Raw genomic sequence first — 16,175 nt, 5'->3', positions numbered from 1 at the left:
AAGTTGAGAAAAAGTGAAGTACTTTATTTGAATAGCACTCATTGCTGACACTGTATTTTTTAAAAATGAGGCATTGTTGGATAACTTGATGAGTTCGTAGTTGCAGAGCATAAAAAATAAAAAACCCGGTACTTCGCAGCACCGGGTTTTTGTTTTGGCTTTTTGTGTTATTTCACCACGTTGAAACGCTGAACTGCCATCTGTCCGTTCGTTACAATATTCAATAAGTAAGTACCTGCACTCAAACTTTTCACATCAACAGTTAATGTGTTGCTATTATTCAACACCGGTTGAGTCAGTACAATTTTACCGGTGATATCGGTAATGTTGATTGCTTCTGCTACTACGTCTGCTTGTAATACGATATTCAACATATCAGTAGCAGGATTAGGATAGGCTGATTTCAGCAAATCGTTGTTAATTTCATTTACTCCAGTTACTACAGGGAAGGCAATGACTGTTCCATCCACCAATGCAGCATACAATCCGAATGCTTCACCATTCTGGTTGGTAGCAGGGTCAAGAAATCCGGAAGCAAATACTACCGCTGTTCCACCACCTAAGGTACTTAAGTTAGCAGCATACGCGGCAACGATGATGCTGTTGTTATTTCCTGGTGTTACCTCTAAGGTGTAAGTAGAAGCAGGGACACTGATATAAGGTGTAATGTCAGTATATGCTGCATCGTTTACAATCACTCCGGCACCTACTGCAACTACATCTACTGTTGGTGCATCCGTTGAACCATGTACCGCGCGGAAATCCACATCAGTACTATTCAGTGCGGTTTCTCTCATCTGATTTTGCAGGAGCAATGTAAATCCTGTAGGACGTCCGTCAGGATTAACAGCAAATGATCCCGGAGTAAGTACTCCGCTTGCAATAGCTACATAAGTTTCGCCATTAACAAAAGTTACGGTATAATTAACAATTGTATCATTAGCTGACGCAGATGTTTTTGGAGCAATTCCAATTTCTACAGGAGTATCTCCGGCAATATCGATAAAGGGAGTTGCGGTACGGAAGGCAAAGTTGTCAAGCAATAAGGTGCCGTTTACATAAACATCCACACTGTCAGCAACAGGATCTGCACAATTGTGAATGACCTGTAAGCGGGCTGCACTTGTTGCAGGGAAAGTCACTACTGAACCGTCTGCTAATGCTGCAAACAAACCGAAGGCTTCACCATTCTGATTGGTGGCAGGATTTAAAAATCCGGAAGCGAAGACTACTGCCGATTGATCAGGAATAAGACTTAAAGGAGCAGTGAAGCTGGCCACTATGGTATTTGTACCTGCTGCTTTTACATCCAGAAGGTAGGTGTTAGCAGGAACATTTATATAACCTGTGAAATCAGTATAGGAAGCACCGTTTACCAATGTAGCTACATTTCTGGCAGCGACATCCACTCCCGGAGCATCCGTTGCACCATGCAATACACGAAAATCAACCTCACCTGCATTGTTCGCTGATTCACGCATACCATCAGATAAAATAAGTTGGAATCCTGTTGGCACAGCATCCGGATTTACTGCGAAGGAAGCAGGATTCAAGACGCCGCTTGCTATTGCTACATAGGTAGCGCCGTTCATAAGTGTAACAGGTATGTTTACAAGTGTATCGTTTACAGAGCTGCTGGTACCGGGTGCGACACCAATGTTGATGACAACACCGGAGGGCACATCAATGTATGGGGTCGCTGCACGGAATGCAAAATCATTAAGTAATAATCCGCCGTTAACATATATATCAACGGTACTTGCTGCAGGGTCAGCGCTATTGTGAATAACCTGCAGACGTGAGTTTGAAGTATCGTTCAATGCAATTACAGTTCCGTTTGGAAGGGCTGCGAACAATCCGAAGGCTTCACCATTTTGATTGTTGGCAGGGTCTAAGAATCCTGAAGCAAATACTACAGCTGCACCGCCTGTTAATCCGCTAAGTGGTGCAAAGTAAGTAGCAATAATCGGACTTCCTGCAGCAGGAGTAATATCCAATAAATAATCAGCAGCAGGTACGTTGATGTATCCCTGAAGGCTGGTGTAAGTGATACTGTCGATAAGCTGTGCAACATTGCGGGCATATACATCCACTGCAGGTGCGTCGGTGGCTCCGTGCAAGACAGCAAGGTCTACATTAGCACCGTTCAATCCTGTTTCCTGCATTCCGCTGAACAATAACAATTGAAAGCCGGTTGAAATGCCTTCCGGATTTGCAGAGAAGTTGGCAGGATTTAATACCCCGTTAGCAACAGCAACATAAGTTCCGCCATCGTTCAAAACAACAGGAATGTTTACTAAAGTATCGTTGGCACTTGTGCTGTTACCACCAGCTATTCCTATGTTTAATGTTTGTCCGCTGTTCACATCAATGAAGGGTGTTGCTTCACGGAAATTAAAGTTGTCCAATAATAGTGCTCCGTTTACATAAACATCTACGGATGCCGCTGCAGGATCTGCCGCATTATGAATAACCTGTAAACGTGCATTACCTACTTTATTCAAGGTAACTACTGCGCCACTTGGCAATGCTGCGAACAATCCGAAGTCAGCACCATTTTGATTTTGAGATGGGTCCAGGAAGCCTGAAGCGAAAACCACTGCAGCTCCACCTGCAAGTCCATTTAACTCGGCAGAGAAGGTAGCCACTACCACTGAATTGTTATTGCCCGGCGTGATGTCCAGCAAGTAGTCTCCCGCTGGAACACTGATATAAGGAGCAAAATCTGTATATGCGGCATCGTCAATCAGAACGCCGGCACCTTGCGCCAGGACGTCCACCGTGGGGGCATCCGTTGCACCGTGAAATACTTTTAAGTCAACCTCTCCTGCATTCTGTGCAGCGTTACGAATGTTAGCAGAGAATCGTAATCTAAAATTAGTGTTAACAGCATCCGGGTTGGTAGCGAAAGATGAGGGTGTAAGCACTCCGCTGGCTATTGCAACATAGCGTTCGTTTTGTACAAATGTTCGCGGAATGTTAACGATAGTGTCATTGGCGCTGGTACTATTACCGGGGGCAATACCTATGTCGATGTTCACTCCCGAAGGAACTGTTAAAAATGAAGTTGCTGTTCTGAAAGCAAAATCATTTAATGTAAGCGTGCCGTTGATATAAACATCAACAGTAGCTGCTGCAGGATCTGCACAATTGTGAATCACCTGGAGTTCTGCCTGAGCCATACTCTCAGCCGAGAAAGCGGTTGCAAGCAGTAAAGCAAGTAAAGATTTTTTGAGTGTCATTGTTTAATGATAGTTTTATGTTTAGTTCCATTCAATAACAAGCGTTGTTTAACTTTGTTTATGGGGAGCTGTTAAAAGGTTAAACATGTTTTTAATGACATGTTAACTAAACCATTAGGCCCATTCTTAGTGCAGGTGCCCTTGTACTTTTTTCCGGAGAGATTGTATTTTTTGAAGCAGTAAAAACTTATTGAAAATTATATTGTTTATGATGGTTTGTGATTTTTCGAAAAGTCTGTCATATTATTGTATTGAAAGGCGAGAAGTATAGGATGAACCGCGTCATCGATTTTTAATGGCTCGTGATTTAGAGGGACTGCTCTTGCAAAAGTCAGATTAATTATCCGATATTTTTTATTGTAAGCTATTCAGGTATTTTTCTGCAGTTTGCAGGAGGGTATCGTACCTGTTTTTATCCATTTTTTCCAACTGGCGGACCATCATGCTCATGCGGGGGTTTTTCAGGAAAAATGCTTTGTGTTTGTCAATGAATCGCCAGTAGAGTGCATCCCAGAGCGCGGCTTCGCTATCTGACCAGCTTCCTTTTTTATAATTGCTCATTTTGAGAATGTAATTCGAGCCGGAGATATAGGGCTTGGTACTCATCATCCCTCCATCGGCAAACTGACTCATTCCATAAACGTTGGGCACCATGACCCAATCGTAGGAATCGATAAACAATTCCATGAACCAACGGTAAACCTCATCGGGATCGAATTCACAGAGTAACATAAAATTCCCCAGTACCATCAGGCGTTCAATATGGTGAGTGTAACCGGATTTTAAAACTCTCTTTATTGCACTGTCAACAGGTTTAATTCCTGTGCTCCCTGTATAAAAGCTTTCCGGAATTTTTCGGTTATGTTGAAAATAATTGGTGGTGCGTTGCTGTACACCCTTTAGTTCATAGATATGCCGGATGTATTCACGCCATCCCACAATTTGCCGGATAAATCCTTCTAAAGAGTTCATCGGAATTAGATATCGGGTACCGGCTTCCAGTGCTTTTTGAACGATGGTTTGAGGATCAAGTAAACCGATGTTGAGCATCGGAGTGATGATGCTGTGAAATAAAAATCCATCTTCCTCTACTATGGCATCCTGGTAAATCCCATAATTCATAAATCTGTTTTGCAGGAACTCATCTAACCAGATTTTGGCCTGATGGTGTGTAATGGGATAGCGTATCTCATTCAGCTCGCCGATATTGTTTTTAAAATGCTTGTTCACATAAACTGTGGCCTCATTATAATGCACATCCTCTTTTCCCCATTTATACCGGGGTAGTGGAACATTGGCAGGAATTTTTTTTCGGTTTTCAACATCAAATGTCCATTTGCCTCCTGTTGCCTTTTCCTCTTCTACCAGAATTTGATACCGCTTGCGTTGTGCAATATAGTATTCGGTGAGATGGAATTTTTTTTTGCCTCCAAAGTATTCTTTACCATAACTGCTGCTATCAAAAAAGTTGGGAGAAGGGTAGATATTTAATTTTATTTTATTGTTATTGGCATAGCGGTGCAGTCGCCTGTTTGCCAAATAATCCACCGGATCACAAAGATGGATTTCCTTGACCCCTTTCTTGCCTAAATCTCCGAACAACTTTTCCAGCTTCGATTTTGTATGGATGGCTTCGAGGTAGGTGACTTTATACTTTTCAGTTTTTAATTTTGCTTCATATGCTTTCATGGAGGCACGATGAAAAGCAAGTTTTTGTTTGTGAAAATTAAAGTGGCTGAAGAAAAGCTCATCTTCAAGTAGCAGGACATCCCTATCCAAATGCAAGGCCGGATGATCGGCGAACAATTGATGGGGGAAGATGAGGGTTATTTTAGACACAGCAGAATAACAATCCGTAGGATGAATTGTTCGTCCGCCATACAAGAAAATTCAGGATCCGGATTTTGAGCAAGAAAAAACCGGTAAACTACCCCATCAATCATGGTAATCAAACCGGGCTGGTTTAACCAATATTATTCTTTGATAAATTTTGCGGATTGCCAACCTTTATCGGTCATGACCTTTAATACATACATCCCCGGAGTTAAGAGGGAAATATCACAGCGATAGGTGTTCCCTTCTTGCTGGACATCTTCACTATCCGTAAGACTACCGGAAATACTAACGATATGCATATCGGTGAGTTGATGCGATGAGTAAAATGTAATTTCTTTCCCGGCCGGATTAGGATGAACGATGAGTTCCTCTGCAGATTTATTTTCCGGTCCGGTGCGGAGTGATCCGTTTGAAAATTGTTGCAGTAATATACTATCGGCAAACTGTATCCCGCTGCCATTCTCATAGCTGATCCTTTCATAACCTGCAGCATAGTAAAAGGTGCTTCTTCCTTTGCTAAGATCTGTAAAGCCGGCATTCAGCGATGCGGGATTGAAAGGAAGATTCCATACATGGTTATAATCATATAATTTTTTTCCGCGCTTGCTATAGCGAAGCATCATGTAGGATCTCGTTTTTAAAGTTCCACCACCTGAAAGCGGATACAGAAATTGTTTGTCGCCGCATATCAGCAAGGAACCGTCTTTTTCCACCTCGAGGGAAACAGGTTTTGATTTATTTCCGTAGTAGCGATGCCAGTCAACAACACCATCTTTTAAAAAGAGCCGCGAAATTTTGGTGTCAAAGCCGCCCGGATTATTATTACTGCTTCCTACTGCATGCACATAGGAATTACGACTGACCACCATCCTATAATCACGAACTTCATAGTTTTGAAAGCTCCACTTTAAAACACCCGAGAATGTATAACATCTGAGGATACCATGACAGCGTGTTATAGTGTCGCCGGGAGCAAGCCCGTATATGGTACCCCCTACTACTACCTGACTGTTCGTGTTGTTGGTATAGACGTGTAGAGCAGTAACGCGGTTGGTATCGGTAGAGTTGGGGATGAGTTGGTCTTTGACTTCATAGACCAGAGCCATCGATGCATTCAGTTTTTCCAAATAGAAGAAATTACCAAACAGACTTTCTTTTCTGGTACCTCCGATGTAAATATCTCCCGTGGGCATGATTGCATAATCATGAATATAATATCCATCATTAGAAGCCTGACCGACTTTTACGGTATTGTTTTTATAAGTCCCGGCCGCATTTTTCCTGCAAACACCTCTTCCCCAAATTTGATCTGCAATGTCACGGTAACGGTAGACGAAGAATTTATTGGCAATATTGTCAATTCCTCCACCGATCAAATCACAACTATCAACTGAACTTTTAAGCAAAGCGAAAGTGGCAGAATCCGTTGGGGTGAGATTATAATCAATGACTTTCAGGTGCATTTGAAATTGCGAAGGATCAGATGATTGTTCAGCTATGACCAAACGTTCCTGGACCGTATCAATACGGAAACTTCTGATCGAGGGGCTTCCACCGGCAACCGAAAAGGAATTCTGAAGGAGAACTGTTCCTGTGGAATCCAATAATCGTATCTGATAAGTGAACGGCGATTGCGTGTAGTCGTAAGTGAGTTGGAATAATTTTCCGTCCGGTCTGCTTTCCGTTCGGTTAATTTTGGTGGAAAGAACATCTCCTTCAATTGTTCTCCATCCGGTTTGTGCTGACACGGAAATGGTTAGAAGGATCATTATGACTAAAGTGGATATCTTTTTCATGAGCAAATGGTTGAATCTGTAAAATTAGACAGCTCCATTGCCCGTAATGTTGACTTTTTAAAAGTCTATTCACTATTTGACTGTGTATAACTGCATCCCATCGTTTTAAAGAAGAAGTTGAAAGGAGGCGTTATTGAAACGCGATGGGAAAAACATACATCTGAAATTGAACTTTTATTTCATGTAAAAGACTGACTTTATAAGTCAGGTAATTTCACTTCATCCGGAACAATAAAAGCGGATTTGAAACGAACGTCCAGTTTGTTGAGAAATCCTGAAGCCTCTAACCTGGTCCGAAAATCTCCGGCCCGTACCTTAAAATTGGGTTGCTGATAAATAAGGTAGGCGGGCATATCAGGATAATTTATTAAAAAGTCGGCCCGAATTTCCTGCGCCTTCGTCCGGTCACTCCCAAAATAAATCTGAATCCGATAACCCGGCATCGACATCTTTGCAGCGTTCACCCGTTTATGCCTGTCCACAAGTTCATCCGCCTGCTTTTCAATTGTGCCCGGTTGAGCAAATAATTGACAGGGAACGAATAAAATTATTAACAATAGAAGTCGCATGGGCCAAAGATAAGATTTAGTCATTTATCCGCGAATTGAATTTTAAACAACTATTAATCAGCATTTTTAGCTAAGAGGCTGTGTTTTATTCGCCGGAATGAAAAGATGTCGATGTTTTTTGGCAAGATCATATTTAGTTATTTCGAAAAAGAGTCCCTTCATCATAAAATATTGATTATTAAATATAAGTGTTCTTTAGAAATTTATATGGTGGGGGATAAAAAACCAAAACTTCGCAAGTTGGCTTGTGGAAGAAAATCCGTTAGACCGCCGGTTTTTCTTTATCAATTTAGAATTGATCAAAATTTTTGAAATTTTAATGAAGTTAGCCGGTTTGGAATATAGTTTATGCTAAATTTGGCGCTCAGAAAAACAGACTTTATTGTCAACTCACAGTAAAAATAAAGTCCAACCTTACTTATCATTAATACTATCGAACTTATGCCGCGTTACGGATACAGGTGTTTGAAAATCACGATTCTAGCCTTGTCCCTGATCGTTATCTTTCAACGTTCTTCTCAGGCCCAACCGGATGGTGAGGCGCTGTTCAAAGCCAATTGTACAGCCTGCCATTTGGTTTCTGAAGATGTTGTTGTTGGTCCGGGATTGAAAAATGTACACACCAAGTACAAGGAAGATTGGCTGATCAAGTGGATTAAAAATTCTTCCGCATTAATTAAGGCAGGGGATCCTGCTGCGGTGAAAATATACGAACAGTTCAATAAAGTGGCTATGCCTGCTTTCAATCTCAGTGATGATGAGGTGAAAGCTATGATAGCCTATATCAAGACGGAAAGTGAAAAAGCTCCTGCCGCACCTGCTCCCGGTACACCCGGTGCCACAGCAGACGCGGGTGCACCAGCAAGTGATAATTTTCCGACCGTTCTTTTATTAGTAACAGTTTTATTGATTGCACTTTATGTAATTCTTAATAAGGTTCAAAAAGGCCTTAAACGGATTGTTGACCAGCGTGAAGGTCGTCCGGAACCTGTTGTTCTTCATGGTAAAGCCGGTGTTAAACACTGGATTCGTGAACATAAAAAATTAATTGCTGTCCTCTTTATTATCGGCTCTGTATGGGGTAGTGTTAAGGGATGGAATGCCTTAGCTACGATTGGAATTCAGCAAGGCTATACTCCCGATCAACCGATTAAATTCTCTCATAAATTACACGTTGGCCAAAATAAAATCGATTGCCGCTATTGTCACTCGGGTGCTGAAAAATCAAAAAATGCCGGCATTCCTTCTCCAAACCTTTGTATGAATTGTCATAAGTATGTGAAGAAGGGTCCTGTTTACGGGACGGAGGAGATTGCAAAAATATATGCAGCTATTGGCTGGGATGTCGACAAACAACAGTACACCGGTAAAACAAAACCTATCGAATGGGTGCGTATCCATAACCTTCCTGATCTGGCTTATTTCAATCACTCCCAGCACGTAAAAGTAGGAGGAGTAGCCTGCGAAACCTGTCATGGACCTGTAGGGGAGATGGAAGTAGTACAACAGTTTTCACCTCTTACTATGGGATGGTGTATTCAATGTCACCGTGATACGCAGGTAAAAACGGAAGGCAATGCGTACTACACCGAAGTGCATGAAAAAATGAAAAAGCAATATGGTAATGATGTGAAGCTGACAGTTGAGAAACTGGGTGGAACAGAGTGTGCCCGTTGTCATTATTAATACTCAAATTAACAAAGGCTGCTTAGTAGAAGCAGTTCAAGAATAAAACCTGGTATAACCACCAAGACAGTTATGGAAAAGCGATATTGGAAAGGTGTTGAAGAACTCAATAATGATCCTGAGTTTGTACGCCTTCGCGACAATGAGTTCTTCGAGCACTTGCCTTTGGATGAAGCCCTGCAGAAAAAAGCAGATTCAGCCTCTTCTACAAGTCGCCGGGATTTCTTAAAATTTCTTGGATTCAGTGTGGCTGCTGCATCTCTCGCAGCCTGTGAAGCCCCTGTAAAAAAGGCGATTCCTTATGTAATAAAGCCGGAAGAAGTCACCCTCGGTATTCCTAACTATTACGCATCTACGTATGCTGATGGTTCTGATTACTGTAGTATCCTCGTAAAAACGCGTGAAGGTCGTCCGATTAAAATTGAAGGAAATGAACTTTCTCCGGTGAATGGAGCCGCAGCAAGTGCCCGCGTACAGGCTTCTGTTTTGAGTTTGTACGATATCGCCCGTTTACCACAACCAATGGCGAATAAAAAGCGCAGCGACTGGGCTACTATTGATGCAGAAGTTACTTCTAAACTGGCTCAGCAATCTGCAGCCGGAAAGAAGATCGCTATCGTTAGTTCTTCGTTGGTGAGCCCTTCTGCCAAAAATGCAGTGAGTGATTTTATCGCAAAATATCCGGGTGCAAAGCATGTCGTTTATGATGCGGTTTCTTCATATGGTATTGTGAAAGGAAATGAGCTTTCTTTCGGAAAGGCAGTAGTTCCGTCCTATAGTTTTGATAAAGCGGAAGTGATCGTTAGTTTCAATGCTGATTTCCTGACCTCCTGGCTCTCTCCAATAGAATTTGCCCGTCAATATGGTATTACGCGTAAACTGCGCGATGGGAAGAAGACCTTGTCAAAGCATTATCAGTTTGAAGCGATGCTTTCTCTGAGCGGTGCAAATGCCGATCATCGTTATAAAATTAAACCCAGTCAGCAATCATCCGTAGTGGCTTCGCTCTACAATAAAGTAGCAGCAATGGCCGGTGGAACTTCTGTTTCTGCAGCAGCGACTCCTTATGATAAGCAGTTGGACACTATCGCTAAGGAACTGTTGAATGCAAAAGGCAAGAGCGTTGTGGTAAGTGGATCTAATGATCCCAATGAGCAGGTGGTGGTGAATGCTATCAACCATCTCTTGGGGAATTATGGAGCAACGCTGAACCTGGATCGTGCCTGTAATTTGAAAAACAGTAACGATGCCGGAGTGGCGGAGTTATTGAATGATATGAATGCCGGTCAACTCGGTGCTGTCATTTTCTGGAACAGCAATCCGGCGTATTCATTGCCCGATGCCAAATCTTTTGTTACCGCGCTTTCTAAGGTGCCGGTGAAGATTTCTTTCGCGGATCGTGAAGATGAAACGGCCCAACATTGTGATTATATCTGTCCTGATCATCATTACCTCGAATCATGGGGTGATGCTGAACCGTATAAAGGTTCTTTCAGTTTGATGCAGCCTACCATTCGTCCTTTGTTTAAGACACGTCAGGCCGCTGAGAGTATAATGAAATGGGCTGGTGCAACGCAAGAAGATTATTATACATATATCCGCGATTTCTGGGCTGCGAAAATCTATCCGATGCAAAGCGGTATCAGTTCTTTTGAAGCCTTCTGGACGCAGTCATTGCGGGATGGTGTTTTTGAATCAGGCTTTGTTGTTGGAGGGGTAAGTTCGTTTACCGGAGATGTGGCTGCCGCCGCTAATCAACTGTCAAAACCTGCCAGCGGAATTGAATTAGTGACCTATGAAAAAACCGGACTCGGAAATGGAACCCACGGGAATAATCCCTGGTTGCATGAACTTCCGGATCCTATAACAAAAATTTGTTGGGATAATTATTTTGCCGTACTCCCCGCTTTCGCTACAAAAATGGGATGGCGTCAGGGTACTGTGATAGAGGTGAAGTCTGGCAATACTACCGTTAAAGGTCCTGTATTGCTGCAACCTGCTATGGCCGATGAAACCATTGCCGTGGCTATCGGTTACGGACGTACGAAAACCGGTAAAGCCGGTGATAATGTAGGCGTAAATGCCTATCCTTTTGTGAGTATGTCGGGTGGTGCTTTAAAATATTTTGCTACCGGCGTTAACGTTAACAAGACTGTAGACGATGATTATCAGTTAGCGACGACTCAGTCACATCATACGATGATGGGTCGTGATATCGTGAAAGAAACGAGTCTTACAGCCTGGCTGAAAGATCCATCTGCAGGAAATCATGTTCATCTTATTGAATCCCCCTACGGTCCGAAAACACCGGAACAGTTGGATTTATGGGCTACACCCGAACAACCCGGTCACGAGCGCCCGAACCATGCATGGGGTATGGGTATCGACCTCAATAGTTGTATCGGTTGCGGTGCTTGTGTGATTGCCTGTAATGCAGAGAATAATGTTCCTGTTGTTGGAAAAGATGAAGTTGGACGTTCACGTGAAATGCACTGGATTCGTATCGACAGATATTATACCAGTGATACCAATAAGCAGAATGCCGAAGAGAAAGGTCTGGGCAAACTGGATATGTACGGAGAGATGGAAATCCCGGCGGCCGATAATCCGCAGGTGATGTTCCAGCCTGTAATGTGTCAGCATTGTAATCATGCTCCATGTGAAACGGTATGTCCGGTGGCAGCAACAACACATAGTTCCGACGGTTTGAACATGATGGCGTATAACCGTTGTGTAGGTACGAGATATTGTGCGAATAACTGTCCGTATAAAGTACGTCGTTACAACTGGTTTAAGTATAGCGATAACGAACAGTTCCCTTATAATATGAACGACAATCTGGGTAAGATGGTATTGAATCCGGATGTTACGGTGCGTTCACGCGGGGTAATGGAAAAATGCTCCATGTGCGTTCAGCGTATTCAGTATGGTCGCCTCGAGGCAAAGAAAGAAAATCGCAAAATTAAAGACGGAGAAATTAAAACGGCCTGTGCGCAATCTTGTCCTACCAATGCTATCGTATTTGGAGACTTCAATGATGCGAACAGTCAGTTGAGTCAACTCTTCAAAGATGAGCGGAGTTATCACCTGCTTGCTGAGGTGAAGACAAAGCCATCTGTATTCTATCAAACTAAAGTATGGAACCGTCCTGCTGAGGAAGGCGCCAAACATCATTCTTAATCGAAACAATAACTACCAGTATAGTATCCTTCACCTATGCATAAAGAATCGGAACTTCGCCCGCCATTGATCCTTGGTGACAAGACATGGCACGACATCTCAAATGATGTTTGCCGCCCGGTGGAATCAAAAGCCAACAAGTGGTGGTGGCTGGCTTTCTCCTTATCCCTCGCCGCATTTTTGTGGTGGGTGATCGCTGTATCTTACACCGTTGGAACAGGTCTCGGAGTATGGGGATTAAATAAAACAGTAGGATGGGCATGGGACATTACTAACTTCGTATGGTGGGTCGGTATTGGTCACGCCGGGACATTGATCTCCGCGATCCTTTTGCTGTTCCGTCAGAAATGGCGTCTATCGATTAACCGCTCCGCGGAAGCCATGACCATCTTCGCGGTAATTTGTGCGGCGAGTTTCATCGTCTCTCACATGGGTCGTCCATGGGTGGCTTACTGGCCATTACCTTTACCGAATCAGTTTGGTTCGCTTTGGGTGAATTTTAACTCTCCTCTCGTTTGGGACGTATTTGCGATCTCCACTTACTTCAGCGTATCCTTAGCCTTCTGGTATACCGGACTTATTCCTGACTTTGCTGTTGTACGTGACCGTGCGAATACCAAATGGAGAAAAAGAATTTACACGATCCTTAGTTTCGGTTGGGTAGGTTCAGCGAAAAACTGGCAGCGCTTTGAAGAAGTATCCTTAGTACTGGCAGGACTTTCTACACCACTTGTACTTTCAGTACACTCGGTGGTATCTATGGACTTTGCCACGTCGGTGGTTCCGGGATGGCATACTACCATCTTCCCTCCTTACTTCGTGGCCGGTGCGATCTTTTCCGGTTTCGCCATGGTACAGACTTTATTGATCATCGTACGAAAAGTATTAACGCTGGAAGATTACATCACCATCTATCATATTGATATGATGAACCGTGTAATATTGATTACAGGATCTATCGTAGGTGTAGCGTATATCACAGAATTCTTCATCGCCTGGTATTCAGGTGTGGAATATGAGCAATATGCATTTATCAATCGTGCAACGGGACCTTACTGGTGGGCCTACTGGAGTATGATGACCTGTAATGTAATCACTCCACAGCTCTTCTGGTCAAAGAAATTACGCGAGAGTGTATTAGCCACATTTATCATTTCCATCTTCGTAAACATGTGGACTATGTATTCACCTACCTGGGTGGAAGCAGGTATCTTCATCGGTTCACTTGGATTATTCTTTACCTGTTTCCTGCTCTTCGCCCGTTTCTTCCCGGTTATTGCGATGAGCGAATTAAAGACGATTATAAAATCTTCTTCAGAAGGTGCTAAGAAAAAGCAATCCACAACTCCTAAATCAGAACAACACGCATGAGCGCTAAACATAAAAAATTCGTTTACGGCATCTTCAAGGATGACGAGGTGGTATTGAATGCCATTCCCGCACTGAAAAGTCAGGGATTACGAGTGAAGGATGTGATTTCTCCCTTCCCGATTCACGGACTGGATCATGCGCTGGGCTTAGAGCGTACGCGCATCTCTATTACCTGCTTCCTGTATGGAATGACCGGATGTAGTCTCGCATTGCTGATGATGTACTACATGAACATCTTCGATTGGCCCATGGACATCGGAGGTAAACCGAGTTATGCATTTTATAAAAATCTTCCTGCATTCATTCCTGTAACTTTCGAAAGTACAGTATTGTGTGCAGCGCATGGAATGGTAATCACCTTTCTCTTACGTAGTAAATTACTTCCCGGCGTAGAGCCACACGTTATTCATCCGCGTATGTCAGATGATCATTTCGTAATGGCCATACAAATTACCGAGGACAGTGAAGCAGCGAATGTTGAAACCAAGCTCCGTGCTGCCGGTGCTGTAGAAACTATTAAGTAAAAACACCGAGAACAAATCTCTATGAATAAGCCCGCTGTGTTCCTTTCTGCTCTTGCAGGCGTTGTTGTTGTACTAATGACATCCTGCAGCAGAGATCCTAAGGACCCCGGAATCCTGTATATGCCGGATATGTATACTTCTCCATCGTACGAAGTCTATTCTGCCAACCCGAATTTCCCGGATAGTATCACGATGCAGACACCTGTGAATGGTACTGTTCCGAGAGGATACACCTTCTTTACTTATCCTTCTACCAATGAAGGGTATGAAGCAGCAGGACGAGATGTAAAAAATCCGCTTGCTCTTACTGAAGAAAATCAGGCAGAAGGACAGCGACTCTATGAAATATATTGCACGCATTGCCATGGTGAAGCCGGTAACGGTGATGGAAACCTGGTAGCGATTGGTAAATTTCCTCCTCCTCCAAGTTATGCAACCGGTAACTCCAGTCGTGGAGGAAGCATGAAAGACCTGAGTGACGGTAAAATCTTTCATACCATTACCTATGGCATCAACCTGATGGGACCACATGCTTCTCAGATTAATCCGGAAGAGCGTTGGAAAATCGTCATGTTTGTTCACAAACTTCAAGGCGGTGCTGCTGCTCCTGTTGCCGCTGACTCAACAGCAAAAGATCCTTCTGGTGCCACTGCAATGGCGAAATAACATAATTGAATAAAGAATTTATGGGACATCACGGACATATCGAAGTAACCAGTACACAGCCCTACGATTTCACATCGCGGAATAAAATGATCGCCATCGTGATGATGGTGATAGGAGTGGTGGCTATTATTGCTCAGTTTGCAACGCATCATGAACAAACATGGGCCAACCTTCTTTGGAGTAACTTTATCTTTATGGGGATGGCGCTTGGTGCCACTTTCTTCCTTGCCATTCAATATGTGGCAGAAGTGGGCTGGAGTGCGGTAATTAAGCGCCCGCTCGAAGCAATGGGACAGAGTTTGCCGGTGGCAGGAATTATTATGATTGTTATTCTTGCTTTTGGCGGACGTAGCCTTTACCATTGGATGGAAGAAGGCATCACAGATCCGAATGCGCCGAATTACGATGCAATACTTGCCGGAAAAAGTGCTTTCCTTAATCCGCTCTTCTTCTGGATTCGCGTGGTATTATACTTTGTGATCTGGAGTTATTTTGCACGACTCTTCCGTTCTAATTCCTTGCAGATGGATGCCAGTCCGAACGTGGCTGCTTACCTCAAGAACAGAAGATTTGCAGCAGCATTTCTTGTATTGTTTGCCGTGACAGAATCATTAATGTCATGGGACTTTATCATGTCATTGGAATCACACTGGTACAGCACCTTGTTCGCATGGTACACTTTTGCCGGATTCTTTGTGACTTCACTCGCAGCACTCGCCTTTATTGTTACCTATTTGCAGCACCGTGGCTATCTGAAAGAGGTTTCTGAACATCACCTGCATGATATCGGTAAGTTCATGTTCGCCTTCAGTATTTTCTGGACCTACCTTTGGTTCTGTCAGTTTATGCTGATATGGTATTCGAATATTTCTGAAGAGATTACTTATTTCATGTTACGTCAGGATCACTATCGTGGTATCTGGCTGGCCGCCTTCTTTATCAATTTCATCGCTCCGTTTTTAATTCTGATGACACGCGATGCAAAACGGAAGAAGTATTTATTGATGTTTATGTCTGCAGTGATATTTATTGGCCACTGGCTCGACTTCTACATCATGGTGGTTCCCGGTTCAATGGTTACTGCCAGTCACCATGCCACTGCTCATGCCGGTGCAGGTGCTCATGGCGTACACGAGCTCATCTATGGAAGTATTGGTCTGATGGAAATTGGAACTACAATTGGTTTCCTTGGACTCTTCGCTTATATCACACAACTCTATCTCAGTAAATCTCCACTGGTAGTGAAACATCATCCAATGATGGAAGAAAGTCTTCACCACGCCATTTGATAACAATCGCACTACT

The 16,175-nt window shown here is 43.2% G+C and carries 10 protein-coding genes; 6 read left to right on the top strand and 4 right to left on the bottom strand.

Annotation, left to right across the window (positions count from 1 at the left end):
- Window positions 1-167 precede the first annotated feature (167 nt).
- The 4 genes from IPJ86_02805 to IPJ86_02790 form a co-directional block, all read right to left on the bottom strand.
- Complete coding sequence (locus IPJ86_02805; GenBank protein ID MBK7886254.1) at window positions 168-3,242, bottom strand: DUF4397 domain-containing protein; 3,075 nt, start codon at window positions 3,240-3,242, stop codon at window positions 168-170.
- Window positions 3,243-3,596: 354 nt separating this feature from the next.
- Complete coding sequence (locus tag IPJ86_02800) at window positions 3,597-5,081, bottom strand: cryptochrome/photolyase family protein (protein MBK7886253.1); 1,485 nt, start codon at window positions 5,079-5,081, stop codon at window positions 3,597-3,599.
- 134 nt (window positions 5,082-5,215) lie between these two features.
- Window positions 5,216-6,874 carry a T9SS type A sorting domain-containing protein gene (locus tag IPJ86_02795; GenBank protein MBK7886252.1) on the bottom strand — a complete coding sequence of 553 codons (1,659 nt, stop codon included), beginning with the start codon at window positions 6,872-6,874 and terminating at the stop codon, window positions 5,216-5,218.
- A gap of 197 nt (window positions 6,875-7,071) precedes the next feature.
- The gene (locus IPJ86_02790; GenBank protein MBK7886251.1) at window positions 7,072-7,467 is read right to left on the bottom strand and encodes an SPOR domain-containing protein; all 396 of its coding nucleotides are present in this window, start codon (window positions 7,465-7,467) and stop codon (window positions 7,072-7,074) included.
- A 417-nt stretch (window positions 7,468-7,884) separates the two neighbouring features.
- On the opposite strand from IPJ86_02790, the gene IPJ86_02785 reads away from it, so the two are divergent.
- From IPJ86_02785 to IPJ86_02760, 6 genes are all read left to right on the top strand, one after another.
- Entirely contained in the window at window positions 7,885-9,129 is a 1,245-nt protein-coding gene (locus IPJ86_02785) for a c-type cytochrome (GenBank protein ID MBK7886250.1), read from the top strand.
- Between the two features lie 72 nt (window positions 9,130-9,201).
- A complete protein-coding gene (locus IPJ86_02780) occupies window positions 9,202-12,309 on the top strand; it encodes a TAT-variant-translocated molybdopterin oxidoreductase (GenBank protein MBK7886249.1) in 3,108 nt (1,035 codons plus the stop codon).
- A gap of 36 nt (window positions 12,310-12,345) precedes the next feature.
- Window positions 12,346-13,680 (top strand): polysulfide reductase NrfD, encoded by a 1,335-nt coding sequence (nrfD, locus tag IPJ86_02775; protein MBK7886248.1) that lies wholly within the window; start codon window positions 12,346-12,348, stop codon window positions 13,678-13,680.
- Window positions 13,677-14,204 (top strand): DUF3341 domain-containing protein, encoded by a 528-nt coding sequence (locus IPJ86_02770; protein MBK7886247.1) that lies wholly within the window; start codon window positions 13,677-13,679, stop codon window positions 14,202-14,204. The genes nrfD and IPJ86_02770 overlap by 4 nt, the downstream gene beginning before the upstream one ends.
- A gap of 21 nt (window positions 14,205-14,225) precedes the next feature.
- Window positions 14,226-14,870, top strand: a complete 645-nt coding sequence (locus IPJ86_02765; protein MBK7886246.1) for a cytochrome c — start codon at window positions 14,226-14,228, stop codon at window positions 14,868-14,870.
- 20 nt (window positions 14,871-14,890) lie between these two features.
- Complete coding sequence (locus tag IPJ86_02760; protein MBK7886245.1) at window positions 14,891-16,159, top strand: quinol:cytochrome C oxidoreductase; 1,269 nt, start codon at window positions 14,891-14,893, stop codon at window positions 16,157-16,159.
- Window positions 16,160-16,175: the final 16 nt, after the last annotated feature.

The organism is Bacteroidota bacterium (genome assembly GCA_016713925.1).
Classification (GTDB): Bacteria; Bacteroidota; Bacteroidia; order AKYH767-A; family OLB10; genus JAJTFW01.
Note: the sequence above shows the minus strand (reverse complement) of the source record. Positions and strands in the feature narration are given on the sequence as shown.